Origin of the sequence: Sphingomonas chungangi (assembly GCF_013778325.1) — a bacterium.
Taxonomy (GTDB): Bacteria; Pseudomonadota; Alphaproteobacteria; order Sphingomonadales; family Sphingomonadaceae; genus Solisphingomonas; species Solisphingomonas chungangi.
Genome location: NZ_JACEIB010000025.1, coordinates 61,029 through 86,397, shown reverse-complemented (window position 1 = coordinate 86,397; position 25,369 = coordinate 61,029). Strand labels below are relative to the sequence as shown.

Here is a 25,369-nt window from a genome sequence, read left to right as displayed (position 1 = left end):
CTCTAACGGAATAGAACGGCAATATCGCCGCTTGGCAAGCGGCACTTTGGCAATCGTGATCGGCCGTCTATCCCAAGATTCAGCCGTGCTCGTATCCCAGCTTCGCGGGAAGCGGCGCGATCCCGTCGCGATCCATCACCACGAGGCCGTCGCCCGCGGTGAAGCGCCCGATCGGATGAGCGCCGATCGCCGCGACGGCATCGATATGCGAGTCGTCGGCCGCGAGAATGAGTGCATAATCGTCACCAGCCGTAACGGCAGCGAGGCGGGCGTCACGGTCATCACCGGCAAAGGCGGTAAGGGCGGCCGAACGCGGTATGGCGTCGAGGTAAATTTCAGCCCTTAGGCCACTTGCCGCCGCCATCCGGCTGACATCTATCAACAGCCCATCGGACACGTCAGCCATCGCATTCGCGTGGCTTGCCAGCGCGCGGCCGTGATCCAAAAGCGGTTGCGGGCGCCGATAAGCCATCAGCAATTCCGCCGGCCCTGCCGCCCCCTGCGCGATGATCAGGCCGGCGCCGGCCTCTCCGATCGCACCGACCATCCACAACCCATCGCCGTCCTGCGCTCCGCGACGATCGGGTGCATGTGAAGAGCGGCCGAGCGCGGTCATCCCGATCATGCGCGGCGCGCCCTTGGGAGCGGAGACGGTATCGCCGCCGAGGAGCGCGACGCCGAAATGGCGAAGCGCTTCGGCCAGTCCGTCGGCGAACGCCACATCCCATTCGGCCTCGCGCAGCGGATAGCCGAGCAGCACGCCCTCCGGCTCCGCGCCCTTGGCGGCGAGATCGGAGAGGTTCACTGCCAGCAGCTTCCATGCGACGTCGGCGGGCGGATCGGTCGGCAGATAGTGGATGCCCTCGACGATCATGTCGTGGGTGAGGACGAGATCGCCGAGTACGGCGGCGTCGTCCGCGAGGCCGCGCGCGGCGGGGTGCGTGGCGATGGCGCGCAGGCGCTCGATGAAGTCCGCTTCGGGCATGATATCTCCTCCACGGTTGCCTAAGCGGGCACCTCAATCGTGGCCAGACCATATCCACTCCGTTCGCCCTGAGGAGGGACTGAGCGGAGCGAAGGCCCGTCTCGAAGGGCTGGTGCTTCGAGACGCCGCTTCGACGGGCTCAGCGACTCCTCAGCACGAACGGTTCTATTTGAACGGCCCTGTTGAAAGGCCATCTTCCTTGCACCCGCCCCGCCGCTATGCTTCCCCCACCACCATGCCGACCCGCACCCTCTTCGCCACCCGCTTCTACGAAGGCGATCTCGCCGACGAGGCCCTGCTCGACGAGCTGGCCGCCGCCGCGCTCGATCTCGCGCGGGAGGACAAGGCCGGGCGTGCCTGGTGCCGGGATCATGCCTATCCGGGCTATACCAGCTACGCCTCGCTCAACGATCTGCCGATCCGCAACCCGGTGTTCGACGATCTGCGCCGCGTGCTGGACAGGCACGTCCGCCGCTTCTGCGACGAGGCCTTCCTCGATCTCGGCGGGCGCAAGCCGAAGCTCGACAGCCTGTGGGTCAACGTGATGAAGGGGACGGGCGGCCACCACAGCGGCCATATCCACCCGCACAGCATCGTCTCGGGCACGATCTACGTCCGCGTGCCGGAGGGTTCGGGGGCGCTCAAGCTGGAGGATCCGCGGCTGGGGCTGATGATGGCCGCCCCGCTCCGCCGCGCCGATGCGCCGGAGGATGCGCGGAGCTTCGTCTATGCCGAGCCGAAGCCGGGCACGATCTTCCTGTGGGAAAGTTGGCTCCGCCACGAAGTCCCCGCCGGCCGCGCCAAGGCCGAGCGGATCAGCATCAGCTTCAATTATCGGTGAGCTTGTTCCCCTCCCTGAAAGGGAGGTGGCACGCCAACAACATGTTGATCACGCGGATTGGCACGCGCATCCTGCAAGTCCGTGAGCAGGAAAACGATATGCACATTTTGCGATCGACCATGATTGTTGGCTCGCTGTGTGCCTCGGGCGTGGCCCATGCTGATGACTCCCGTTGCGCCGTTTCCGTGGATCGCATCCAACCGAAGAGCGGCGTCGTGAATAGCGAGAAAACCGCCGTAGCCGTGGCGTTGGCGTATCTTGTGCCAATCTACGGCGAGGCGACTATCCGCCGCGAAATGCCTTTACGGGCATCACTTGGCGGCGGAGTGTGGACCGTAAGCGGAGCATTGCCTGCCGGGTCATTCGGAGGAACGGCTCAGATAATGATCTGTCAGCGCAACGGGACAGTTTTGAGCATCATCCACTATAAGTGACGCCGCCTTACCCCCGCACCGCCTTCGCCACCGCATCCAGCAGGCCGTTGACGAACCCCTTCTCGCGCTTGTCGTAGAAGGCGTCCGCCACGTCGACATATTCGGAGATGGCGGTCGCCACCGGCACGTCGGGCCGGGCGACCAGCTCGTAGGCGCCGCAGCGCAGGATCTGGCGCATCGGCTTGTCGAGCCGGTCCATCGTCCAGCCGGACGAGAGGCGCTCGGCGATCAGCCCGTCCAGCTCCTCGCGGCGCGCGTCGACGCCCTTGACGATATCGTCGAAGAAGCTCGCCTCGGCCTCGGCATATTGCACGTCGTCGATCGTCGCGCCGAGCCGGTGGTTGTGGAACTCGGTGAGCAGCAGCGGCAGCGGCGTGCCCTCCATCTCCTGCTGGTAGAGCGCCTGCACGGCGGCGAGGCGCGCGGTCGAGCGCGCTTTGGAGCGTTTCGGGTTGTTCTGGGTCATGATCCTAGTCTCAATGCCACCGAGCGGCCGTGGGCGGGCAGGCCCTCGGCCTCGGCCAGCGCGACGGCGGCGGGGCCGATCGCGCGGATCGAGGCCGCGTCGCAGGCGAGGAAGCTGGTGCGCTTCATGAAGTCCAGCACCGACAGGCCGGAGGCGAAGCGTGCGCGGCGGCCGGTGGGGAGGACGTGGTTGGGGCCGCCGACATAGTCGCCGACGGCTTCGGGCGTGTGGCGGCCGAGGAACACCGATCCGGCGTGGCGCACCCTGGCGAACAGAGCTTCGGGATCGGCGACGGCCAGCTCCAGATGCTCGGGGGCGAGGCGGTCGCAGAGCGGGATGGCGGCGGCGAGGTCGCGCACCAGCACGATCGCGCCATTGTCCTGCCAGCTCTGCGTCGCGACGGCCGATGTCGCCAGCGTGCCGAGCTGGCGCTTCACCGCGTCTGCCACCCGGTCGGCGAAGGCTGCGTCGTCGGTGAACAGGATCGACTGGCTGGTGGGATCGTGCTCGGCCTGGCTGAGCAGATCGGCGGCGATCCATTCGGGATCGTTGTCGCCGTCCGCGACCACGACGATCTCGCTCGGGCCGGCGACCATGTCGATGCCGACGCGGCCGTAGAGTTGCCGCTTGGCCTCCGCCACCCAGGCGTTGCCGGGGCCGACGATCACGTCGACGCCCGCGATGCGCTCGGTGCCGTAGGCGAGCGCAGCGACGGCCTGCGCGCCGCCGATGCGCCACACTTCGTCCACGCCCGCGATCTCGGCGGCGGCGAGGACGAGCGGGTTGGTCTCGCCCTTCGGCGTGGGCACCACCATGGCGAGCCGATCGACCCCGGCCACCTTGGCGGGCAGCGCGTTCATCAGCACCGAGGAGGGATAGGCCGCGCGGCCGCCCGGCACGTAGAGGCCGGCGGAATCCACCGCGCTCCAGCGCGCGCCGAGGCGGACGCCGGCGGCGTCTGTGTGGTCGCGATCCTCGGGCTTCTGCGCGGCGTGATAGGTGCGGATGCGGTCTGCGGCGAGTTCGATCGCGTCACGGAGCTTGCTGTCGAGGCCGTCGAGCGCGGCCTTGCGGGCGGCGCGATCGATCTGCCAGCCGGTCTTCTCGAGATCGTGGCCGTCGAACTTGGCGGTGCGCTCGGCCACCGCCGCATCGCCGCGCTTGCGGACATCGGCGAGGATCTCGCGCACTACGGTGGAGACATCCTCGTCCGCCTCGCGCCGCGCATCGACTAGCGCGGCGAAATCGGCTTCGAAACCGGCGTCGGCGGCGTCCAGCCTAAGCGGCATCGCGCAATTCCTCCGCCGCCGCGCGGAACGCGGCCACCAGCGGCCCCAGCGTATCCGCCCGCGTCTTGAAGGCGGCGCGGTTGACGATCAGGCGGGCGGAGACCTGCGCGATCACCTCGACCTCGACCAGGCCATTCTCCTTGAGCGTCTTGCCCGAGGAGACGAGATCGACGATCCGGCCGGCCAGTCCCAGAACCGGGGCGATCTCCATCGCGCCGTTGAGCTTCACGCACTCGGCCTGCACGCCGCGCGCCTCGAAATGGCGGGCGGTGATATGCGGATATTTGGTCGCGACGCGGACGTGGCTCCACTCGCGCGGATCGTCGCCCGCCGCCATGTCCTTGGGCTCCGCAACCGAAATCCGGCAATGGCCGATGCCGAGATCGACCGGCGCGTAGAGCTCCGAATAATCGAACTCCATCAGCACGTCCGATCCGACGATGCCGAGCTGCGCCGCGCCATGCGCCACGAAGGTCGCGACGTCGAAGGCGCGCACCCGGATCAGCTCGATATCGGGGCGATCGGTCTTGAACTGGAGGGCGCGCGATCCCTCGTCGAAGAAGGCGGCCTCCGGACGGATGCCGGCGCGCTCCAAGAGCGGCTGCACCTCTTCGAGGATGCGCCCCTTGGGCACGGCAAGGATGACGGGATCGGCCATGGCGCGGGCGGAATAGCGGCGCGGGCCGATTCCGGCAAGGAATCAGGCAGCGTCCAGCTCGGGATAGTGGCGGAAGATGCCGTCGCCATAGGGTTGGCGCCGGTCAGAGCCGAGATAGTCCTGCAACTCGGGCAGCTTGGCGACGCGATCATAGAGCGCGATCAGCTTCGGCCAGTCGCCCTCCAGCGCCTTCATCCGCTTAGGAAAAGCGTAGCGTATGCCGTCAACTAGCTGAAACAGCGAGAGGTCGGCGTAGCACCATTTGCCGCCCGTCATCCAGTCGCCGGAGGATCGTTCCAGCGCGCGCTCGAACCAGCCCATGAACTTGGAGATGCGATTGTCGCGGAAGTCGGCGGCGCGGCGCTTCGCCTCGGGCTTCTGGTCCTCGTAATAGGACATCAGCTCGACGGGGTGGTGCGTGTCGTGCGCCTCCGCCGTCATGTCGGTGATGGTGAGCTCCACCTGATGCGCGAAATAGCGGCCGGCCTTGTCCTTCGGTGCGAGACCATGTTCATCACCGAGATAGAGCAGGATGTTCGCCACCTGCGCGATGACCAGATCGTCCGCCACCAGATAGGGCGGCGCGAACGGCTCGGGCACGCGCGTCTTGATGTCGGTCATGAGCGCATCGGGCTGCTCGAAGGACTGATCGATATAGTCGATGCCGCCCGCTTCGAGGCTCAGCCGCACGAACTCGCCGCGCCCCGGCGTGCCGGGCCAATACCAGAGCTCGTAGGGCATGATGTCACTCCTCGTCGGGTGCCTTGGCCTTGATCGCCAGCGCGTGGACGCGCTCGTCCAGCAATTCGGCGAGCGCCTGGTTCACCAACCGCTGGCGCGCCACCCGGTTCAGTCCGTCGAACGCATGCGTCGTGACGTCCACCGTGAAATGGCTCTCCCCTCGCGCATCGTGGCCCGCGTGCCCACGATGCTTCTCGCTGTCGTCGGTTACGACGAGGCGTGTCGGAGCCAAGGCGGTTTCGAGGCGTCGCGTGATTTCGGCGGCGACCGGGCCGGTGGTGGTGCTTGTCATCGCACCTATATAGGGGGCTTTGCGCATCCACGGGGAGTATCTTGGCGGACGGTGAGGCGAGAAAAGCGGGGCCGCGCTTCCACGGCCGCGTCGAGACGGGACGCATGTGCGAGCATCCCGGCTGCGACCAGCCGGGCGAGTTCCGCGCGCCGCTGACGCGCGGACGTCGATCGGACGAGCCGCCGGCGTGGCGCTGGCTCTGCCTCGATCATGTCCGAGAGTTCAACACCGGCTATAACTTCTTCCAGGGCATGCACCCCGACGAGATCGCCGAGGCGCAGCGCCCCTACGCCGGCTGGGAACGCGAGACACGCGCGTTCAGCCATGTCGGTGCCGATCGCCCGCCCAAATGGGCCGACTTCGGCGATCCGCTGGATGCGATCGGCGCGCGCTTCCGCAGGCGCATGGAGGAGGCCCGCGCCGAACAGGCCGCGCGCGCGGACGGCCGGCCGCTGGGCCGCGAGGATCGCGCCTCGCTCAAGGTACTGGGCCTCGGCGTCGATGCCGACCGTCGCGCGTTGAGGGCACGCTATGCCGAGCTTGTCAGAAAGTACCACCCCGACAGGAATGGCGGCGATCGTTCGCACGAGAAGGCTTTGCAGGACGTGATTGCCGCTTATACGCAACTCAAGTCCGCCCCCGCCTTCGCCTGAGTCCCAAGAGAGAGACGCATGACCGACATCCCCAACGTCCAGCCCGACGCGCGCAACGACACGTTGCTCTCCGCGCCCGACAAGGTGGTGAAGGCCCGCGACGTCTTCGGGCTCGACATCGATATGGAGGTGCCCGCCTTCTCCGAAGCCGACGAGCGCGTGCCCGATCTCGATCCGGCCTATGTCTTCGATCCGGAGACGACGACGGCGATCCTCGCCGGCTTCGCGCACAACCGCCGCGTGATGGTGCAGGGCTATCACGGCACCGGCAAGTCGAGCCATATCGAGCAGGTCGCGGCGCGGCTCAACTGGCCGTGCATCCGCATCAACCTCGACGCGCATGTCAGCCGCATCGACCTGATCGGCCGCGACGCGATCGTGCTGCGCGACGGCCAGCAGGTGACGGAATTCCGCGAGGGCCTGCTGCCCTGGGCGCTGCAGACGCCGACCGCTTTGGTGTTCGACGAGTACGATGCCGGCCGGCCGGACGTGATGTTCGTGATCCAGCGGGTGCTGGAAGCGGAGGGCAAGCTCACCCTGCTCGACCAGAACCGGGTGATCCGCGCCAATCCGTGGTTCCGCCTGTTCGCCACCGCCAACACGGTGGGCCTCGGCGACACGACCGGCCTCTATCACGGCACCCAGCAGATCAACCAGGGCCAGATGGACCGCTGGAACATCGTGGTGACGCTGAACTACCTGCCCGCCGCGACCGAGGCGAAGATCGTACTCGCCAAGTCGGGCGAATATGACAAGGCCGGCGGCAAGGAGACGGTCGACCGCATGGTGAAGGTCGCGGACCTCACCCGGCAGGGCTTCATGGCCGGCGACATCTCGACGGTGATGAGCCCGCGCACGGTGATCAGCTGGGCGCAGAACGCGTTGATCTTCGGCGATGTCGGCACGGCCTTCCGGATGAGCTTCCTCAACAAGTGCGACGAGGCGGAGCGTTCGCTGGTGGCCGAATATTACCAGCGCGTCTTCGGCAAGGATCTGCCTGAGAGCGTCGTCCGTAAAGGCTGATGGCCGAGCAGAATCCCCTCGAAGCCTTCCGCCTCGCGCTGGCCGGCGCCACGCGCGCGATCGCGCATGAGCCGGAGGTGGAGCTCGGCTATTCGGCCGATGCGGCGATCCAGTCGGGCAAGACGGTCAAGGTGCCGATGCCGGGCCGCACCTTGCCGGCCGATCAAGTGGCCGAGGCGCGGGGTGCGGCCGATGCCTTCGCGCTGCGGCTCCGGCTGCACGACGCCGCGCTTCACAATCGCAATGCGCCCTCCGAGCCGGTGGCGCGCGCGGTGTTCGATGCGGTCGAGCAGGCGCGGGTCGAGGCACTGGGATCGAAGGGCATGGAGGGTATCACCGCCAACCTCGCCACCGCGCTGGAAGCCAGGATGCGTGCCGATCCGATCGCGCGCGCGCGCAGCCGCGAGGAGGTGCCGCTCTCCACCGCCATCGGCCTGATGGTGCGCGAGCGGCTGACCGGGCAGCCGGTGCCGGATCGCGCCAAGGCCGGGTTGGAGATGGTCCGCGACTGGATCGAGGAGAAGGCCGGCGCCGATCTCGACGGGCTCAACCTCGCGCTCGACGACCAGAAGGCCTTCGCCCAGCTCGCCACCAGGATGCTGCAGGATCTGCAGCTGATGTCCGCCGACATGCCCCCCGAATACGAGCCCGAGGAGGGTGACGAGGAAGACGAGGGCGAGGACCAGAACGAGGGCGAGACCGACGACGAGCGCGATGGCGATGGAGCCGGCGCGCAGGATCGCATGGAGGTCCGCGCCGAGGCGGACGAGGGCGAATCCGACGAGCAGGACGAGGGCGAGGCCGAGCGCGATTCGATGGCGGAAGAGGATGGCGGCCTCGGCGACGATGCCGAGGAGGGCGCGGCGCCCGCGCGGCCCAATCGCCCCTTTTCCGATCTCTCGCCGCAGTTCGACTATCAGGCCTACACCACGAAATTCGACGAGGTGGTTGATGCCGCCGACCTTTGCGACGAGGAGGAGCTGACGCGGCTTCGCGCCTATCTCGACCAGCAGCTCACCCACCTACAGGGCGCGGTGACCAAGCTCGCCAACCGGCTGCAGCGGCGGCTGATGGCCCAGCAATCGCGCTCGTGGGAGTTCGATCAGGACGAGGGGATGCTGGACGCCGCGCGGCTCGCCCGGGTGATCGTCAACCCGACGCTGTCGCTCTCCTACAAGATCGAGCGCGACATCGAGTTTCGCGACACGGTCGTCACTTTGCTGATCGACAATTCGGGATCGATGCGCGGGCGGCCGATCTCGATCGCGGCGATCAGCGCCGACATCATGGCGCGCACGCTCGAGCGCTGCGGGGTCAAGACCGAGATCCTCGGCTTCACCACGCGCGCGTGGAAGGGCGGACAGAGCCGCGAGGCGTGGCTGCAGGCCGGGCGCCCGCCGATGCCGGGCCGGCTCAACGATCTCAGGCATATCGTCTACAAACAGGCGGACGATCCGTGGCGGCGAGCGCGCCGCAACCTCGGGCTGATGATGCGCGAGGGGTTGCTCAAGGAGAATATCGACGGCGAGGCGCTGCTCTGGGCGCACGGCCGCCTGATTGCGCGATCCGAGGAGCGGCGCATCCTGATGGTGATCTCGGACGGCGCGCCGGTGGATGATTCGACGCTGTCGGTGAACAGCGGTTCCTATCTGGAAAAGCATCTGCGCCAGGTGATCCACTGGATCGAGACGCGCTCGCCGGTGCAGCTGGTGGCGATCGGCATCGGCCACGACGTGACCCGCTATTATCAGCGCGCGGTGACGATCATGGACGCGGAGCAGCTCGGCGGCACGATGGTGGGACAGCTGGCCGACCTGTTCGACGAAGCCGCCTGAAACGGATCGGGGCCGGAGATCCCCAAGGATCCCGGCCCCGTTCCTCGATACGCCACGCGAGGATTCCCCGATACGCAACAGGGGTATGACAACGCTGGTAGCAGCGCGAAGCTGAACCTCGCACGAACGGACGGCTAACGGGCGATCGTCGCGAAACGCTCCTGCAGCCAGCGCGATACGGCGCCGATCCGCGCGAGATGGCGCAGGTCGTGGTGGGTGACCAGCCACAGGCTGCGCACGATCTCGATCTCTTCGCCGAGCACCGGCGCCAGCCGGGAGTCGCTCGTCGCGATGAAGTCCGGCAGCACGCCGATGCCTGCGCTCTCGGCGATCATGCGGTGCTGGATGTTGATGCTGGTGCTTCGCAGATGGGCCTCCAGACCGGGTTCCACCTCGCCCAGATAATCGAGTTCGGGCGAGAAGATGAATTCGGGGACGTAGCCGATCAATGCATGCTCGCGCAGCATTTCCCGGTGGGAGGGCACGCCCATTTTCTCCAGATAGCCCCGGGCCGCATAGAGGTGCAGGCGGTAGTCGCCGAGCCGTCGCGCGGCCAGCCGCCCGCGCTGGGGCCGGGTGAGCATCACGGCCATGTCCGCTTCGCGCTTGGACGGGTTGAGGAAACCGGACGCGGTGATGAGGTCGAGACGGATGCCGGGATGGCGCGCGTGGAAGTCGGCGAGGCCGGGCGCGAGGATCCAGGTGCCGAATCCCTCCGCTACCGACAGGCGGACCTGCCCCGACAGGCTGCGCGATTCGCCGGTGACCTCCTCCATCGCGGCGAGCGTGGCGCTTTCCACCACCTCGGCATGGCGAAACAGCGCCTGGCCGCGCTCGGTCAGGCTGCGCTCGCCGCTGCCCGAGGCTTCGAACAATTCGGCCTCCAGCGCGCGGCCCAGACGGCCCAGCCGCCGCCCGATCGTCGTCGCGTCCATGCCGACGATGCGTGCCGCCGCAGCGATCCGGCGGGTGCGCGCCACCGCAAGAAAGACGCGCAGATCATCCCAGTCGAACATGCCGTCCCCTGCAATTTTGCAGATGCTAAATGCACGGCCGCCTCATTGCATGCAAATTCGCGACCTCCTACAAGCCGCGCGACCGAGTCCCCGTCACGGCCGCAAACCGCAGGAGCCGCATTCATGCGTGAGATTTCGCACAAGCTCGCCTTCGCTTTCGATGGCGCGTCCGCCCGTCACAGTGACGTGTTCGATCCCAACAATGGCGGCGTGCAGGCCCGCGTGACGCTCGGCGATGCGGCTTTGCTCGATCGCGCCGTCGAGGCGGCGAAGAAGGCGCAGCCCGCCTGGGCCGCGACCAACCCGCAGCGCCGCGCCCGCGTGATGTTCAATTTCAAGGCGCTCGTCGAAAAGCATATGGACGAGCTCGCCCATATGCTCTCGTCCGAGCATGGCAAGGTGATCGCCGACGCCAAGGGCGACATCCAGCGCGGCCTCGAGGTGATCGAATTCTGCTGCGGTATCCCGCATGTGCTCAAGGGCGAATATACCCAGGGCGCCGGCCCCGGCATCGACGTCTATTCGATGCGCCAGCCGATCGGCATCGGCGCGGGCATCACCCCGTTCAACTTCCCGGCGATGATCCCGCTGTGGATGTCCGGTGTCGCGATCGCCACCGGCAACGCCTTCATCATGAAGCCGTCCGAGCGCGATCCGTCGGTGCCGGTTCGCCTCGCCGAGCTGTTCCTCGAGGCCGGGCTTCCCGAAGGCATCCTGCAGGTGGTGCAGGGCGACAAGGAGATGGTCGACGCGATCCTCGATCATCCCGATATCGCGGGCGTGAGCTTCGTCGGCTCGTCGGACATCGCGCACTACGTCTATCAGCGCGGCGTCGCGGCGGGCAAGCGCGTGCAGGCGATGGGCGGCGCCAAGAATCACGGCATCGTCATGCCCGACGCCGATCTCGACCAGGTGGTGAACGACCTCTCCGGCGCGGCCTTCGGCTCGGCGGGGGAGCGCTGCATGGCGCTGCCGGTGGTCGTGCCGGTCGGCGAGAAGACCGCCGTTGCACTCCGCGAGAAGCTGATTCCGGCGATCGACGCGCTGCGCGTCGGCATCTCGACCGATGCGGAGGCGCATTACGGCCCGGTCGTCACTGCCGCCCACAAGCAGAAGATCGAGAACTGGATCCAGACCGGCGTGGACGAAGGCGCCGAGCTCGTCGTCGACGGCCGCGGCTTCACACTGCAGGGGCATGAAGAAGGCTTCTTCGTCGGCCCGACCCTGTTCGATCACGTGACCACCGAGATGTCCGCCTACAAAGAGGAGATTTTTGGGCCGGTGCTGCAGATCGTCCGCGCCGAGAATTTCGAGGAGGCCGTCGCGCTGCCGAGCAAGCACCAGTACGGGAACGGCGTCGCGATCTTCACGCGCAATGGTCATGCCGCGCGCGAATTCGCGGCGCGCGTCAATGTCGGCATGGTCGGCATCAACGTGCCGATCCCCGTGCCGGTCGCCTACCACACGTTCGGCGGCTGGAAGCGCTCGGCGTTCGGCGACACCAACCAGCACGGCATGGAAGGCGTCAAGTTCTGGACCAAGGTGAAGACCATCACCCAGCGCTGGCCCGATGGCGGCGGCACCGGCGACAGCGCCTTCGTCATCCCGACGATGGGTTGACGACGGGTCGCCCGCCTTCGCGCGGGCGGCTGTTGCCTTGGCTGGCGGGGTCGCGCAGGGAGACCCGGGACCGCCAGCCACCTGAAACGGGAGCCGAAGCACGATGTCCTACGAAACGATCCTGGTCGAGACGCGCGACGCCGTCACCCTGATCACGCTCAACCGCCCTCAGGCGTTGAACGCGCTGAACACGCAGGTGCTGGCCGATCTCGCGGATGCCTTCGCGGCCTATGACGCCGATCCGTCGCAGCGCTGCGCGGTGCTGACCGGCAGCGAGAAGGCGTTCGCGGCGGGCGCCGACATCAAGCAGATGGCCGACAAGCCGGCCGCCGACTTCTTCCTCGAGGATTTCTTCTCCGGCTGGCAATCCAAGGTGGTCGCCACCCGCAAGCCGTGGATCGCGGCGGTCGCGGGCTTCGCGCTGGGCGGCGGCTGCGAGCTGGCGATGATGGCGGACTTCATCCTCGCCGCCGACACCGCGAAGTTCGGCCAGCCCGAGATCAAGCTGGGCGTGGCACCGGGCATGGGTGGATCGCAGCGGCTCACCCGCGCGGTCGGCAAGGCCAAGGCGATGGAGATGTGCCTCACCGGCCGGATGATGGATGCGGCGGAGGCCGAGCGCGCGAGCCTCGTCGCCCGCGTCGTTCCCGCCGCCGATCTGATCGAGGAGGCGTTGAAGAGCGCCGCGCTGATCGCGTCGATGCCGCCGATGGCCGCGATGGTGAACAAGGAGATGGTTAACCTCGCCTACGAGGCCAACCTTTCGCAGGCGATCCTGACCGAACGTCGCCTGTTCCAGATCCTGACCGCCACCGAGGACAAGATTGAAGGCATGGCCGCCTTCGTCGAGAAGCGCCCCGGCGTCTGGAAGGGCCGGTAAGCGCCGGCCGCCTCTGAGGAGATCATCATGACCACCATTGCGTTCATCGGCCTCGGCAACATGGGTGGCGGCATGGCCGCCAACCTGGTGAAGAACGGCTATGCGGTACGCGCCTTCGATCTCTCGGAAGAGGCGCTGGCCAAGGCCGAGGCGGCGGGCGCGACGCGCAGCACGGGGGCTGCCGACGCGGTCGCCGGTGCCGACGCGGTGGTGACGATGCTGCCCGCCGGCAAGCATGTCGAGGCGGTCTATACCACCGAGGTGTTCGGCGCGGCCAAGCCCGGCGCGCTGTTCCTCGATTGCTCGACGATCGACGTCGCCACCGCGCGTCGGGTGATCGATGCGGCGGTCGCCAAGGGCTTTGCGATGGTCGATGCGCCGGTTTCCGGCGGCATCGCGGCGGCCAATGGCGGCACGCTGACCTTCATGGTCGGCGGCACGGAGGAGGCATTCGCCAAGGCGCAGCCGATCCTGTCGGCGATGGGCAAGGCGGTGATCCATGCCGGCGGCGCGGGCAATGGGCAGGGCGCCAAGATCTGCAACAACATGCTGCTCGGCGCGACGATGATCGCCACCTGCGAGGCCTTCGCCATGGCGCAGAAGCTGGGGCTCGATCCGCAGACCTTCTACGACATCTCCAGCGTGTCGTCGGGCCAGAGCTGGTCGATGACGAGCTATTGCCCGCTGCCCGACGTCGGCCCGCAGACGCCCGCCGACAACGACTATCAGGGCGGTTTCGCGGTCGCGCTGATGCTCAAGGACCTGAAGCTCGCCTGCGAGGCGGCGGCTTCGGTCAACGCCAGCGTGCCGATGGGGCAGGCGGCCGAGGCGCTCTACCAGCTGCTCGCCAACAAGGGCGAGGGCGGGCGGGACTTCTCCTCGATCATCAAGCTACTGAGCTGATCCGGAGGGCGCGGGCGGCGGTCGTTATCCGCCGCCTTGCCCGCCCAAGTGAGTTGCGCTACTATAACACCTAGGATCGTTTCGCGCGTCATGGGCGGGCGGTCCGGAGGGGTGGCGTCGCTGCGCGTTGCGTGAGAGGCAGTCCGGCCCGTGTCTGGAGGACGGTTCTCGCATGCGTAACATCTCGGCCTGGTCGATCCGCAACCCGGTGTTCGCGCTGGTGCTGTTCGCGGCGCTGAGCTTCGCCGGGATCGTGGCGTTCATGCGCATGGACGTGAACCAGAATCCGGAGATCACCTTCCCCGGGGTCAGCATCGATATCTCGCAGCCCGGCGCCGCGCCTGTCGAGATGGAGACGCAGATCGCCCAGAAGGCCGAGTCGGCGATCCGCAACCTCGAGGGTGTGGACGAGATCCAGACCACGATCGACGAGGGCGACGTCCAGATATTCGTCCAGTTCACGCTGGACACGCCCGTCGACCGCGCCACCAACGACGTGCGCGAGGCGATCTCCCAGATCCGTGGCCAGCTGCCCAACGGCATCCTCGAACCACAGGTGCAGCGCGTCGTGGTCAACGGCGATGCGATCGCCCGCTGGTCGGTCAGTGCCAACGACATGTCGATGGAGCAGCTTAGCTGGTTCGTGAAGAACGACGTCACGCGCCGCCTGCTCGCCATCGACGGCATGCAGAACGTCAAGACCTACGGCGACGTCAGCCGCGAGATCCGCGTCATCCTCGATCCCGTGAAGATGCAGGCGGTGGGCGTCACCGCCAGCCAGGTGAACCTGCAGCTGGCGGCGATCAACACCAATGCGACCGGCGGCCGCGCCGAGATCGCCGGGGCCGAGCAGGCGGTGCGCATCCTCGGCAATGCGCAGGACGCCTACAATCTCAGCCAGACGCAGATCGGGCTCGCCGGTGGGCGCTCGATCAAGCTCGCCGACATCGCGACGGTGAAGGATTTCTACGGCGAGGTCCGTCAGAGCGCGAAGATGAACGGCAAGCCGACCGTCGCCTTCGCCATATTCCGGGCACGCGGTGCGTCGGACGTCGCCATCTACGATCAGGCGCAGAAGGTCCTCGCCCAGATCGAGAAGGAGAATCCGAACGTCCACTTCGTCAAGCGCGTCGCCGACGTCGACTACACGATCGAGCAGTATCACGAGGCGCTCGGCGCGATGGTCGAGGGCGCGGTGCTGGCCGTCGTCGTGGTCTTCTTCTTCCTGCGGGACCGGCGCGCGACCTTGATCTCCGCGCTCGCCATCCCGCTGTCCGCGATCCCGACCTTCTGGATCATGGAGATGATGGGCTTCACGCTCAACTTCATGACACTGCTGGCGCTCAGCCTCGTCTCGGGCGTGCTGGTCGACGATGCGATCGTGGAGATCGAGAACATCGTGCGCCACATGCGCATGGGCAAGACCGCCTATCAGGCCTCGATCGATGCCGCTGACGAGATCGGCCTCGCGGTTGTCGGCACCACCTTCTCGATCGTCGCGGTGTTCCTGCCGGTCAGCCTGATGCCGGGCATTGCCGGGCAGTTCTTCAAGAATTTCGGCATGACGGTGGTCGTCGCAGTGCTGATGAGCTTGGCCGTCGCGCGTCTGATCACGCCGATGGTCGCAGCCTATTTCCTGAAATCGCATGGGCAGCAGGAACATGGCGGCGGCATCTGGGCGGATCGCTACCAGCGGCTGCTGCGCTGGACGCTCGACACCAGCAAGGCGCACGCGCGCAAACAGGCGGGCTACCGCTGGACGGCGTGGCTGTTCGATCACCGGGTGTGGATGATGGGCATCTCGGTGCTGGCCTTCGGCCTCACCATCGTTGCTTTCGTAACGCTGCCCTTCACGTTCCAGCCCGAGCAGAATTCGGACACCAGCCACGTTCAGATCCAGATGGTGCCCGGAACCACCTACGAGCAGACCGTGGCGATGACCGATCAGGTCGCCGATCTGCTGCGCAGGCAGCCCGAGGTTCAGGTCGCCGTCGAGTTCATCAATGTCGGCAATTCCGAAATCGCGATGACGCTGCGGAAGGACCGTAAGAAGACCAGCAGCGAGTTCGAGCGCGGTCTGGCGCCCACGCTCAACAAGATCGCCGACGCCCGCGTCTCCTTCGAATCGCAGAATGGCGGCGGCGACGACAGCTCGCGCGATATCGGCATGATGCTGGCCGGTGACGATCCGGACAAGCTGGAGCAGGCCGCCGAGGCGGTGGTGGCGCAGATGAAGACGCTGCCCCATATCGTGGCGCCCCGCGTGGAGGGCGCGATTCCTCGGCCCGAGATCGTGATCAAGCCGAATCTCGACATGGCCGCCCAGATGGGTGTCACCACCGATGCGCTCAGCCAGACGATCCGCATCGCGACGATCGGCGAGATCGACCAGAACGCCGCGAAATTCTCGCTGAGCGATCGCCAGATCCCGATCCGCGTCGCGCTCGACGAGAACAGCCGGTCCAGCCTGTCGACGATCGAGAATCTGCCGGTCCCGACAGCCAATGGCGAATCGGTGCCGCTGAGCGTGGTCGCCAAGATCAGCTTCGGCGCCGGCCCGTCCGAGATCAAGCGCTACAATCAGGAACGCCGCGTGGTGCTCACGGCCGATCTCACGCCCGGAGCGATCGTCGGCCAGGAGCGCCAGCACATCCTCGATCTGCCGGCGATGAAGACGCTGCCCGCCGGTGTACACTACGAGGCTTCGGGGCAGGCCAAGTGGCAGGCCGAGATGGTGACCAACTTCATCATCGCATTGGTCGCCGGCATCCTGCTGGTCTTTGCGGTGCTGGTGCTGCTCTACCGCCGCGTGGTGCCGCCGTTCGTCAACCTCTGCTCGCTGGCGTTGGCGCCGCTCGGTGGCCTGATCGCACTGCACATCTGCGGCATGCCCAATTCGCTGCCGACGCTGATCGGCCTGCTGATGTTGCTCGGCATCGTCGCCAAGAACTCGATCCTGCTGATCGACTTCGCGATCGAGGAGATACGCCATGGCAAGAGCCGCGACGAAGCCATCCTCGAAGCCGGCCACAAGCGGTCCCAGCCGATCGTGATGACGACGGTGGCGATGGTCGCCGGCATGACGCCGACGGCGCTGTCGATCGGCGGCGACGGATCGTTCAACCAGCCGATGGCGGTGATGGTGATCGGCGGCCTGATCCTGTCGACCCTGCTCACGCTGCTGATCGTGCCGGCCGGCTTCAGCCTCGCCGACGGGATCGAGCGCAGGATGGGGCCGCTGCTCGGCCGCTGGTTCACCAACGGCGGCGAGCGGAGCCGTGGCGGGATGCCGCAGGCGGCGGAATAAGCGGTCAAGTGACCTTGCGCTGATCTGCGCCGCCCGGCCTCATCCTGAGCCTGCAGCGGATTGCGGCTTTCCCCGCATACCGCACCGACTAAGAGGGGGAGATGCACCGCCTTGCCTTGCTCGCCGCGCTCGTCGCGATCGCCCCGTTGCCGCTTGGCGTCCGCTCCGCGCCGCAGGGGGTGACGGCCACCGCCGTGCCGCTAGATCCCGCCGATCCCGGGCGCACGACGCTGGGCTCGCTGCGCTATCTCGGCGGCTGGGTGCTGAAGGGTACGGACCGGCGCTTCGGCGGCGTCTCGTCCATGACGATCGAGGACGGCCATTTCACGATGCTGAGCGATGGCGGCGTCGTGACGCGGCTGCGCTTCGCCGGCCAGCCGGGGCCGGTGGCCGACTATGCGATGAGCGAGCTGCCCGACGGCCCTGGCGACGGATCGGAAAAGGTCGATCGGGACAGCGAATCCTCGACCTACGATGCCGCTTCCGGCCATGTCTGGGCGGGCTTCGAGACGCGCAACGAGATCTGGCGCTACACCAAGGGCTTCGCCACGGCGGACGGCCATGTCGCGCCCAAGCTGATGGCGGACTGGCCGGACAATCTGGGCGCCGAGGCCATGGTGCGCCTTGCTGACGGCCGCTTCCTCGTCTTCGCCGAAACCAAGACGTGCAAGGACGGCACCCATTACGCGCTGCTCTTCCCCGGCGATCCGGTGGAGCATCCGGACGCGACCCCGTTCTGCTACAAGGGGCCGCCCGGCGGCTTCGCGCCGACCGACTCCGCGCAATTGCCCGACGGGCGCGTGATTGTGTTGCATCGCCGGTTCAGCGCGGTGGCCGGCTTCGCCGCAGCGCTGACGGTGATCGATCCGAAGGCGATCGTGCCGGGCGGTCCTGCGATCGTCGGCAAGGTGCTGGCGACGCTCGCGCCGCCGCTGACGGTGGACAATATGGAGGCGCTCGCCGTCCAGCCGACTCCGCACGGCCTCGTGCTGTGGGTCGCGTCCGACGACAATTATTTCTTCTTGGAGCGCACCCTGCTCATGGCGTTCGCGCTCCCGAAAGCCTTCTAGCCGCCGATCACTCGTCGTCGGCGCGGCGCGCGAGCAGGATGCGGGCCTGCGCCGCGACCTGTGCCAGCATCGCCGGGCTCACCGAAGGCGCGGTACGCGCGCGCTGGACGAGGCGGGCGAAGCGCTCGACGCGGGTCTCGTGCTGGGCGAGCCAGCCGTCGACCAGCTTGGCGGGGCCGCTCTTGCCGGCGCGGGCGAGGAAATCGAGGCGCAATTGCTCGAAGTCGCGGGCGAGGCCGGCGGTGAGCAGGCGCTCCCAGCTGTCCGCCGAGGTGGCGCGTTGCGCGGCCGCCTTGGCCCAGTCGAGCCCCAGCGCCTCACCGAGCCGGACATAGGCCGAGACGACCTCTTCCTCGCTCCAGCCGCAGCGCGCGGCGAGCGCGGCAATGGCGACGGCGCCGTCCAGTTCGTAGAGCCGCGCCACGCGCCTTGCCAGTTCGATGCTCGCACCGGTGCCGATCAGGCGCTCGGTGAGCTGGGCGGTGGCGCCCTTCACTTCGGCCTTGATGATGTCGTCGGCCTTGCGGTCGAGACGCTCGACGCCGGCCTTCACGGCTCCGGCCATCTCGCCGGGTAGCGCCGAGGCGCTCGCCACGCGGATCAGATCGGCGATATGGAGGCGTATGACGCGGGCGGCGACTTCCAGCAGTTCGAGACGGCCCGTCTCCGGCATCGCCTCCGCCTCGATATCGGCGAAGAGCCGGGTCAGGCCGAAGATCGTGTCGCAGGCGAGATAGGCGCCGGCGACGCGCGCGAGGCTGACGCCTTCCTCTTCCGAAAGCTCGAAGGGGGCGACGAGGCCGAGCCGGTTGACCACCGCATTGGCCACCTTGGTGGCGATGATCTCGCCGCGCAGGCGGTGCGCGTCGATCGCGTCGGCGAAGCGCTCCTGCATCGGCACCGGGAAGGCACGGTGGAGGATCGGGGAGAGCGTCGGGTCACCGGTGATCGGCGAGGCCTCGATCGCGGCCTGCAGCGTCAGCTTGGCGTGGCTGAGGATCACGGCCAGCTCGGGGCGGGTGAGGCCGTGGCCATCCTGCGCGCGGCGCGCATAGACGTCGTTACCGGCGAGGCCTTCCACCTTGCGATCCATCCGCCCGGCCGCTTCCAGTTCGGTGATGACCGCGACCTGCGACGGAAGCGCCGCCGGGCCGCCGCGCTCCGCCGACGAGAGCGACAGTGTCTGCAGGCGGTTGTCCTCCAGCACGATGCCCGCGACGTCGTCGGTCATGCTTGCGAGGAACATGTTGCGATCCTCGAAGCCCAGCCGGCCCGCCGCCATCTCGGCATTGAGCGCGATCTTGATGTTGACCTCGTTGTCCGAGCAGTCGACGCCCGCCGAATTGTCGATGAAATCGGTGTTGGAGCGACCGCCGAGCAGGCCAAATTCGATGCGGCCGGCTTGCGTGGTGGAGAGGTTGGCGCCTTCGCCGATCACCTTGGCGCGAAGCTGCGCGGCATCGACGCGGTTGGCGTCGTTGGCCGGGTCTCCGGCCGCCGCGTTGGTCTCGCTCGAGGCCTTGATGTAGGTGCCGATGCCGCCGAACCACAGGAGGTCCACCGGCGCCTTCAGGATCGCCTGGATCAGCGAGGAGGGATCGTAGGTGCCCTCGGCGATGCCGAGCGCCGCCGCCGCTTCGGCCGAGACCGGGATCGCCTTCTGGCTGCGCGGGAAGACGCCGCCGCCGGCCGAGATCAGCGCGGTGTCGTAGTCGGCCCAGCTCGACGTCGGCAGCGCGAACAGGCGGGCGCGCTCGTCCCAGCTCTTCGCCTGATCGGGCGAAGGATCGAGGAAGATGTGGCGGTGATCGAACGCCGCGACCAGCTTGATGGTCTTGCTGAGCAGCATGCCGTTGCCGAACACGTCGCCGGACATGTCGCCGCAGCCCGCCGTCACGATCGGATCAGACTGCACGTCGACGCCCATCTCGGCGAAATGGCGCGTCACCGACACCCAGGCGCCGCGCGCAGTGATGCCCATCGCCTTGTGGTCGTAGCCGTTCGAACCGCCGGATGCGAAGGCGTCACCCAGCCAGAAGCCCCTCTCGACGGCAATCGCATTGGCGACATCGGAGAAGGTGGCGGTGCCCTTGTCGGCGGCGACGACGAAATAGGGGTCGTCCTGATCGAGGATGGCGACACGATCCGGATGCACCACCTTGCCCTCGACCAGATTGTCGGTGACCGACAGCAAGGAGCGGATGAAGATGCGGTAGCTCTCCGTGCCCTCCGCCAGCCACGCCTGCCGGTTGGACGGAGGCGGCAGCTGCTTGGGATAGAAGCCGCCCTTGGCGCCGGTCGGCACGATGACGGCGTTCTTCACTACCTGCGCCTTCATCAGGCCGAGGATCTCGGTGCGGAAATCGTCGCGACGGTCGGACCAGCGAAGGCCACCGCGCGCGATCGGGCCGCCGCGCAGGTGGATGCCCTCGACGCGCGGCGAATAGACCCAGATCTCGCGCCACGGGCGCGGTGCGGGAAGGTCGGGCACCTTGGCGCTGTCCAGCTTGAAGGCGAGCGCCTCCTGCGCCGCGGGGGAGAAGGCGTTTGTGCGCAGGATCGCCTCGATCAGGCCGCGCATGCGGCGCAGGACACGATCGTCGTCGATCGCGGCGACGGCGACGAGGCCTTCGTCGATCGCGGCGCGGGCGGCGTCCGCCTTGACCTTCGAGGCATGTTTTGGATCGTGTTGCGCATCGAACAGGGCGACGAAACCCCTCGCCACCTCGGGCGCGCGGGCCAGCGCGTCGGCGGTGGTGGCGAGGCCGTAGGTCATGCCGGTCTGGCGCAGATAGCGGAACCAGGCGCGCAGCAGCACTACGGCGCGCGGTTCCAGCCCCAGGCTGACGATCAGCTTGTTGAAGGCGTCATTCTCGGCGCGGCCCTTAAGCACCTCGGCGATCGCGGCCTCGGCGATGCCGGCGCGCGCCAGCACGTCGGCGCCGCAGCCATCCGGCGCATCGAGCAGGAATTCGTGGATGTGGCCGAGCCCGCTCGCCAGCGCGGTCGGCACCTCTTCCAGCACGACGAAGCCGAAATCCTCCAGCACCGGCACCACGTCCGAAAGCGGCACGAGGCCGCCGGTGCGGTAGATCTTGAGATGCAGGCGGTCGCCCGCCTCGCCCGGCACCGCGTAGAGGCGCGCGGCGCGGTCCTCGTCATCCTCGAGGCTCGTCAGGCGGACGATGTCCTCGGCTGCCTCGCTGGCCTCGGCGCGGGCGCGGTAGCCCGGCGGGAACGCGCCGGCGTGGCTGAGGCCCAGCCGCGCGGCGCGGGAGGCGCCGACGCGATCGGCGAGGGCGGCTTCCACCGCCGGCGTCCAGCCGCGCACCATCTGCTCCAACCGCCGGTCGAGCGGCTCGGCATCGGGGCGCTGGCCCTTAGCGGACAGCGCGATCGTGTAGCGGATCAGCGCGACGTCGCCGTCGCCGAGATCGATCGCCCAGCTGGCCAGCGATCCGCCAGCGGCTTCCGCGATCATGCGCCCGATGGCCTCGCGGCGGCCGGTGGTCATCTCGTCGCGCGGCAGCCAGACGAAGGCGAACAGGTGCCGGCCCAGCACCTCATCGACCAGCACCAGCTTGGGGCGCGGCCGATCGGAGAGCGACATGGCGGTCAGTGCCACCTCGCGCAAAGCGGCCTGCGGGAAGGCGATCAGCAGATCGTGCGGCAGCTCGTAGAGAACGTGGCGCAGCGCCTTGCCGGCGTGGCTGTTGGGATCGAAGCCGAGCCCCTCCTCCAGATCGGCTAGGCGGCGGCGGAGCAGCGGCACGCGATCGGGCCGCGTCGCCAGCGCGCCCGAGGTCCACAGGCCGGCATGGATGTCGACACCGGTGATCCGGCCACTCTCTCGCCGGGGGAGCACGATCAGGTCGAGCGGCACGCGGCGGTGCACCTGTGAAACGCGATCGGCCTTGAGCAGCAGCGGCGCCTCGTTGCCCGCCTCGAACCAGGCGATCGCCGCGGCGCGCGTGCCGTCCGCCATGAAGGCGCTGTCGTCGGCCCGCGCGATGCCGAGGTCCTGCTCGATCTTCCCGTCGCTATCAACGCGGCGGAAGCCGAGCAGCGTCATGTTGCCGTCGTGGAACCAGCGGAGCAGCGCGGCGCCCTCGCCGTCCGGCAGCTTCGCGGCGCCATCCTTCAGCGCGTGGAGCAGCAGCGGCCAGTCCTCGACCGCCGCGCGGACATGGGCGAGCATCCCGTCCAGCTCTTCGACGATGGTGCGGCGCTCCTTCGCGTCGACGCGCTCTATCTCCATGTAGATGATCGATTCGCGGCGCTCGCCCTCGGTGCGTGGCGGGAGCAGGCCGGTGAGCGTGCCGTTGCCGTCGCGGCGCACCGCGACGATCGGGTGGAGCAGGCGATGGACGGCGAGCCCGCGCGCGGCGAGCGCGGCGGCGACCGAATCCACCAGAAAGGGCATGTCGTCGTTGACGATGGCGAGCCGCATAAGCCGGCGGCCACCCTCGCCACCGGTCGAATCGAGTGCGAAGCCTGGCTTCTCGGGTGCGCGCCTGGCGGCGGCGGTGGCGATGAAGGCGGCAGCGGCTTCGCAGGCCGCAGCGTCGAAACCGTCGGTCTCGCCGGGCAGCGCACCCGCCGTCAGCACACCCGCGATCTCGCGGATGAGGCCGGGCGCCACCTCCGTCCTGTCGCCGGAAGTCGCTTCGCTCGCCACAGATGCCGTCATCGCTCGTTCCGCTCCTTGCGCGGGGTATCGCCCCGTTTTCGGGGCCGATTTCGCGGCCGATATGCGCCTCTAAGTGCCGCCGCTCAACCCCGGAGGGCTAAAAGCAACGGCGCGTCAGGCCGATCGGAGGGTAGCGAATCTTTGTTGCGCCTGTCGGTCGCTGTCAGCGCGTGATCTTGCGGATGGCACGATCGACGAGGCTCTCTTCCTCGGGCACCGGCGCGATCACGGCGAGCTTCCCGTCGCCCTCGCGACGTGCCAGCAGAAGCACGAACTCGCCCGAGTCGGACGGCAGGTCGATCACGATCTGGGCTGCGACCTTGCGCAGAGCCGCACGCGCGATCTCGGCATGGCTCGGCGGAGCGGTGACGGGTTTCCTCGCCTGCCGCTCGGCCGAGACCATCGCCTTCAGGCCGCCCGGCAGCGCCTCGATATGCTCGGCCAGTGCGCCCGGCTCGATGCCGAGACGGTGGGCATAAGCGAGCGTCGCGGCGAACTCGGTAGCGCGCGCCTTGTCGACATCATGGCCGAAGACCAGCTTGATCACCGCCGTCATCGGCGCGCGCTTCTGCGCCTTCACCCCGGCATCGTCGAGCAGCTCGGCATATTCGCCGGGCCGCGCATCGGCGAGCAGCGAGAAATCGTATGCGAGCCCCAGCGCGCGATAGAGCGCGGCGCGGCTCTTGAGGCGGGCGCCCTGCGCCGCTTCGGCCTGATCTCGCGCGGCGGCGAGATGATCCGCCAGCGCGGCGTTGTGGCCGGGGAGCAGATCCTCGGAGCCGAACGCTTCGTCCTCGGCGCCATCGCCCTGCGGCACCTCGCGCTGCGGCTGCTCCAGCGCGCCGAACGGGCCATCGGCCCACACCGGTGCGGCCGGCGTCTCGGCGACTGGCTCCTGCTCGGCGACGATCACTGGAGCGGGCGCGGCCTCGACCGGCGCTTCCTTCCAGTTGATCACGCCATAAACGAAGTCGATCGTGTCGTCGTCGGACGAGAAGGGCATCAGGATGCCGCGATACATGGTGTTCGTGCCCCGCTGGCTGACGAACTCGGCCTCGAAGCCGATCGGCGCGCGGTTGGCGAGGATCTGGAGATAATGGTCGGTCAGGCGGCTGAGCAGCGAGCGGCTCGGCACGTCGGAAATGTTGTGGATGTCGTGATCCAGCCCGCATTCGCGGCGTAGCGAGGCGCCGAGGAAGGTAATCGCCGGATCCTCGATGCCGCCGGTGAAATCGAGCAGCACCGAATGCGGGCCGAAATCCTCGCTATGCTCGGGATCGAGATCCTCGATGGAAGGGTAGGCGCGACCGCCGAGCATCGAGACCCAGAAATTGTAGGCGCGCACGTGCATGCGCCGCTCGTCGCTGCCGATGGCGGGCAGACGCTCGGCCTCGTATGAGGGCTCGTGCCCGTCGCCGGGCTCGTGATCGATCCCCCGCATGCCGTCCATCCGATGCTTCTCCACCCGGGCCGCGCACACCTGATCGCGCGGGAGCATGGACCATGGACTGGCCATGGTTGAAATAGCGTAAAGCCTCTGCGCGGCGGCGCTTGCGGGGGCGGGATCACGCTGCTACAGGCGCCGCACTCCGGCGTGCCGCTTTAGCTCAGCTGGTAGAGCATCGCATTCGTAATGCGGGGGTCGCAGGTTCGAGTCCTGCAAGCGGCACCACCTTCCTAGAGAAGGTTGGAAAGGCAAAATCCGGCAGACCTACGGAAAACCCATAACCGTGGGTGCGCGGTTTGGGTCTTGCGTGGGGCGCTTTGGGAAGGAGATTCGCCCAATCTTTCGTGGACGCGGTTCAACGCGCTGCCGCGAAACGGCTTGGGAGCTTTCTTATGCCTTGGGCGCGATAATCACGCGCACGCGCATGGCCCCTTCGTGCTTCTCAAGGTCACGCTCCATACCCGCCGGATTGCCGACTATGCCCTCGGGATCATAGACAAAGCACACCAGCGTTTTGCAGTCTGGATGCTCGGCGTAGCGCGCGCGATCCACGATCAGTTGCTCGCCAAGCTCGCCGCGCTTCATCGATTGCCGCGTCTTTTTGACCTCGATCACGATCTGCTCGGCTTTCAGCAGGAAATCCACCCGCGAACCGCTGCCCGCATAGCTCGGGCTCCACTCTTCCTCGCGGATGTCGTCGAAGTGCATCGAAAGGAGGGCGTGGAGCAGATCCTGGACATCGTATTCATCGCCGATCGTGAGCGTATCGCGACCGCCGTGACGATCGCGTAGCTGGCGGGCAACGCGGTGAAATCGAAGGCACATCTGTTCGATTAAGTTCAGCGACGAAGGAGCAATATCAGCTCCCTCCTCGGCTATGGCGTATTCCTTAATCTCATCGATCATGGAATTAAGAACGGCTGCAGCTGTCTTCAGGCCAGCCTCGTAAGCCTCGCGATGATCGCTGTCAGGCATATCGGTGTACCATACGCCAGCTTGGAAACTTATGCGCTTGAAGTCCCCAAGATGGCGGCTCTCCGATCCAAAGATATTTTCGAGAGCGACTTCAGTATCTCGTTTCCACTTCTTGAAATCGGGATTTGAGCTCCGATCCCGGTGGTTCCATTGCGACGAGAGCGCATCATGTTGGCGCCGGAGGATTTCAATCGCCCGATCGACCGGGAACTTGATATTCATGGTTGGCAGCACTCGAAATGGT

At 67.5% G+C, this 25,369-nt stretch carries 20 protein-coding genes and 1 tRNA gene; 11 read left to right on the top strand and 10 right to left on the bottom strand.

What is annotated here, in order from left to right; all coding sequences use genetic code 11:
- Window positions 1–79 precede the first annotated feature (79 nt).
- Window positions 80–985 carry a thiamine-phosphate kinase gene (gene thiL / locus HZF05_RS14705; protein WP_160365329.1) on the bottom strand — a complete coding sequence of 302 codons (906 nt, stop codon included), beginning with the start codon at window positions 983–985 and terminating at the stop codon, window positions 80–82.
- A gap of 235 nt (window positions 986–1,220) precedes the next feature.
- Here thiL and HZF05_RS14700 point away from each other — a divergent pair, with 235 nt between their 5' ends.
- Together HZF05_RS14700 and HZF05_RS14695 are read left to right on the top strand one after the other, a co-directional pair.
- Entirely contained in the window at window positions 1,221–1,826 is a 606-nt protein-coding gene (locus tag HZF05_RS14700) for a TIGR02466 family protein (protein WP_160365507.1), read from the top strand.
- A 41-nt stretch (window positions 1,827–1,867) separates the two neighbouring features.
- Window positions 1,868–2,260 (top strand): NTF2 fold immunity protein, encoded by a 393-nt coding sequence (locus HZF05_RS14695; RefSeq protein ID WP_160365328.1) that lies wholly within the window; start codon window positions 1,868–1,870, stop codon window positions 2,258–2,260.
- A gap of 7 nt (window positions 2,261–2,267) precedes the next feature.
- Here the strand turns inward: HZF05_RS14695 and nusB are convergent, their stop codons facing one another.
- From nusB to HZF05_RS14670, 5 genes are read right to left on the bottom strand one after another with little or no spacing between them, the layout of a single operon-like run.
- Window positions 2,268–2,726 carry a transcription antitermination factor NusB gene (nusB, locus tag HZF05_RS14690; protein ID WP_160365327.1) on the bottom strand — a complete coding sequence of 153 codons (459 nt, stop codon included), beginning with the start codon at window positions 2,724–2,726 and terminating at the stop codon, window positions 2,268–2,270.
- Window positions 2,723–4,015, bottom strand: a complete 1,293-nt coding sequence (hisD, locus tag HZF05_RS14685; RefSeq protein WP_160365326.1) for a histidinol dehydrogenase — start codon at window positions 4,013–4,015, stop codon at window positions 2,723–2,725. Before hisD ends, nusB begins: the two co-directional genes overlap by 4 nt.
- Window positions 4,005–4,673 (bottom strand): ATP phosphoribosyltransferase, encoded by a 669-nt coding sequence (gene hisG / locus HZF05_RS14680; RefSeq protein WP_026094594.1) that lies wholly within the window; start codon window positions 4,671–4,673, stop codon window positions 4,005–4,007. The genes hisD and hisG overlap by 11 nt, the downstream gene beginning before the upstream one ends.
- Window positions 4,674–4,715: 42 nt before the next feature.
- Window positions 4,716–5,414 (bottom strand): glutathione S-transferase, encoded by a 699-nt coding sequence (locus HZF05_RS14675; RefSeq protein ID WP_160365325.1) that lies wholly within the window; start codon window positions 5,412–5,414, stop codon window positions 4,716–4,718.
- 4 nt (window positions 5,415–5,418) lie between these two features.
- Window positions 5,419–5,706, bottom strand: a complete 288-nt coding sequence (locus HZF05_RS14670; RefSeq protein ID WP_160365506.1) for a BolA family protein — start codon at window positions 5,704–5,706, stop codon at window positions 5,419–5,421.
- Between the two features lie 38 nt (window positions 5,707–5,744).
- On the opposite strand from HZF05_RS14670, the gene HZF05_RS14665 reads away from it, so the two are divergent.
- Genes HZF05_RS14665 through cobT form a run of 3 tightly spaced genes read left to right on the top strand, consistent with a single transcriptional unit; the run spans window position 5,745 to window position 9,217 of the window.
- A complete protein-coding gene (locus HZF05_RS14665) occupies window positions 5,745–6,359 on the top strand; it encodes a J domain-containing protein (RefSeq protein ID WP_425505626.1) in 615 nt (204 codons plus the stop codon).
- Between the two features lie 18 nt (window positions 6,360–6,377).
- Window positions 6,378–7,382 carry a cobaltochelatase subunit CobS gene (cobS, locus tag HZF05_RS14660; protein WP_160365324.1) on the top strand — a complete coding sequence of 335 codons (1,005 nt, stop codon included), beginning with the start codon at window positions 6,378–6,380 and terminating at the stop codon, window positions 7,380–7,382.
- Window positions 7,382–9,217, top strand: a complete 1,836-nt coding sequence (gene cobT / locus HZF05_RS14655) for a cobaltochelatase subunit CobT (RefSeq protein WP_160365323.1) — start codon at window positions 7,382–7,384, stop codon at window positions 9,215–9,217. The genes cobS and cobT overlap by 1 nt, the downstream gene beginning before the upstream one ends.
- A 134-nt stretch (window positions 9,218–9,351) precedes the next feature.
- Here cobT and HZF05_RS14650 read toward each other — a convergent pair whose 3' ends face one another.
- Window positions 9,352–10,233, bottom strand: a complete 882-nt coding sequence (locus tag HZF05_RS14650) for a LysR family transcriptional regulator (RefSeq protein ID WP_160365322.1) — start codon at window positions 10,231–10,233, stop codon at window positions 9,352–9,354.
- Between the two features lie 123 nt (window positions 10,234–10,356).
- Here HZF05_RS14650 and HZF05_RS14645 point away from each other — a divergent pair, with 123 nt between their 5' ends.
- The 5 genes from HZF05_RS14645 (at window position 10,357) to HZF05_RS14625 (ending at window position 18,013) form a co-directional block, all read left to right on the top strand.
- Window positions 10,357–11,853, top strand: coding sequence for a CoA-acylating methylmalonate-semialdehyde dehydrogenase (locus HZF05_RS14645; protein ID WP_160365321.1), 1,497 nt, complete (start codon window positions 10,357–10,359; stop codon window positions 11,851–11,853).
- 103 nt (window positions 11,854–11,956) lie between these two features.
- Entirely contained in the window at window positions 11,957–12,733 is a 777-nt protein-coding gene (locus HZF05_RS14640; RefSeq protein ID WP_160365320.1) for an enoyl-CoA hydratase-related protein, read from the top strand.
- Window positions 12,734–12,757: 24 nt separating this feature from the next.
- Complete coding sequence (mmsB, locus tag HZF05_RS14635) at window positions 12,758–13,636, top strand: 3-hydroxyisobutyrate dehydrogenase (protein ID WP_160365504.1); 879 nt, start codon at window positions 12,758–12,760, stop codon at window positions 13,634–13,636.
- Between the two features lie 172 nt (window positions 13,637–13,808).
- Window positions 13,809–16,943: an efflux RND transporter permease subunit gene (locus HZF05_RS14630; RefSeq protein WP_160365319.1), complete on the top strand. Its 3,135-nt coding sequence runs from the start codon at window positions 13,809–13,811 to the stop codon at window positions 16,941–16,943.
- Window positions 16,944–17,044: 101 nt separating this feature from the next.
- Entirely contained in the window at window positions 17,045–18,013 is a 969-nt protein-coding gene (locus HZF05_RS14625; RefSeq protein ID WP_160365318.1) for an esterase-like activity of phytase family protein, read from the top strand.
- A 7-nt stretch (window positions 18,014–18,020) separates the two neighbouring features.
- Here the strand turns inward: HZF05_RS14625 and HZF05_RS14620 are convergent, their stop codons facing one another.
- The gene (locus HZF05_RS14620; RefSeq protein WP_160365317.1) at window positions 18,021–22,703 is read right to left on the bottom strand and encodes an NAD-glutamate dehydrogenase; all 4,683 of its coding nucleotides are present in this window, start codon (window positions 22,701–22,703) and stop codon (window positions 18,021–18,023) included.
- A gap of 163 nt (window positions 22,704–22,866) precedes the next feature.
- Entirely contained in the window at window positions 22,867–24,153 is a 1,287-nt protein-coding gene (locus HZF05_RS14615) for a PAS domain-containing protein (protein ID WP_160365316.1), read from the bottom strand.
- A 146-nt stretch (window positions 24,154–24,299) separates the two neighbouring features.
- On the opposite strand from HZF05_RS14615, the gene HZF05_RS14610 reads away from it, so the two are divergent.
- A tRNA-Thr gene (locus HZF05_RS14610) sits at window positions 24,300–24,375 on the top strand.
- Window positions 24,376–24,540: 165 nt separating this feature from the next.
- Here HZF05_RS14610 and HZF05_RS14605 read toward each other — a convergent pair.
- Entirely contained in the window at window positions 24,541–25,347 is an 807-nt protein-coding gene (locus HZF05_RS14605) for a PD-(D/E)XK nuclease domain-containing protein (RefSeq protein ID WP_160365315.1), read from the bottom strand.
- Window positions 25,348–25,369: the final 22 nt, after the last annotated feature.

Bases quoted from the DNA above. Each gene is read 5' to 3' on its own strand.
- thiL (WP_160365329.1), bottom strand. From the start codon at position 985: ATGCCCGAAGCGGACTTCATCGAGCGCCTGCGCGCCATCGCCACGCAC.
- HZF05_RS14670 (WP_160365506.1), bottom strand. From the start codon at position 5,706: ATGACAAGCACCACCACCGGCCCGGTCGCCGCCGAAATCACGCGACGC.
- nusB (WP_160365327.1), bottom strand. From the start codon at position 2,726: ATGACCCAGAACAACCCGAAACGCTCCAAAGCGCGCTCGACCGCGCGC.
- HZF05_RS14605 (WP_160365315.1), bottom strand. From the start codon at position 25,347: ATGAATATCAAGTTCCCGGTCGATCGGGCGATTGAAATCCTCCGGCGC.
- HZF05_RS14695 (WP_160365328.1), top strand. From the start codon at position 1,868: ATGTTGATCACGCGGATTGGCACGCGCATCCTGCAAGTCCGTGAGCAG.
- HZF05_RS14700 (WP_160365507.1), top strand. From the start codon at position 1,221: ATGCCGACCCGCACCCTCTTCGCCACCCGCTTCTACGAAGGCGATCTC.
- HZF05_RS14630 (WP_160365319.1), top strand. From the start codon at position 13,809: ATGCGTAACATCTCGGCCTGGTCGATCCGCAACCCGGTGTTCGCGCTG.
- HZF05_RS14625 (WP_160365318.1), top strand. From the start codon at position 17,045: ATGCACCGCCTTGCCTTGCTCGCCGCGCTCGTCGCGATCGCCCCGTTG.
- HZF05_RS14620 (WP_160365317.1), bottom strand. From the start codon at position 22,703: ATGACGGCATCTGTGGCGAGCGAAGCGACTTCCGGCGACAGGACGGAG.
- HZF05_RS14640 (WP_160365320.1), top strand. From the start codon at position 11,957: ATGTCCTACGAAACGATCCTGGTCGAGACGCGCGACGCCGTCACCCTG.
- HZF05_RS14645 (WP_160365321.1), top strand. From the start codon at position 10,357: ATGCGTGAGATTTCGCACAAGCTCGCCTTCGCTTTCGATGGCGCGTCC.
- HZF05_RS14675 (WP_160365325.1), bottom strand. From the start codon at position 5,414: ATGCCCTACGAGCTCTGGTATTGGCCCGGCACGCCGGGGCGCGGCGAG.
- HZF05_RS14650 (WP_160365322.1), bottom strand. From the start codon at position 10,233: ATGTTCGACTGGGATGATCTGCGCGTCTTTCTTGCGGTGGCGCGCACC.
- HZF05_RS14615 (WP_160365316.1), bottom strand. From the start codon at position 24,153: ATGGACGGCATGCGGGGGATCGATCACGAGCCCGGCGACGGGCACGAG.
- cobT (WP_160365323.1), top strand. From the start codon at position 7,382: ATGGCCGAGCAGAATCCCCTCGAAGCCTTCCGCCTCGCGCTGGCCGGC.
- hisD (WP_160365326.1), bottom strand. From the start codon at position 4,015: ATGCCGCTTAGGCTGGACGCCGCCGACGCCGGTTTCGAAGCCGATTTC.
- hisG (WP_026094594.1), bottom strand. From the start codon at position 4,673: ATGGCCGATCCCGTCATCCTTGCCGTGCCCAAGGGGCGCATCCTCGAA.
- cobS (WP_160365324.1), top strand. From the start codon at position 6,378: ATGACCGACATCCCCAACGTCCAGCCCGACGCGCGCAACGACACGTTG.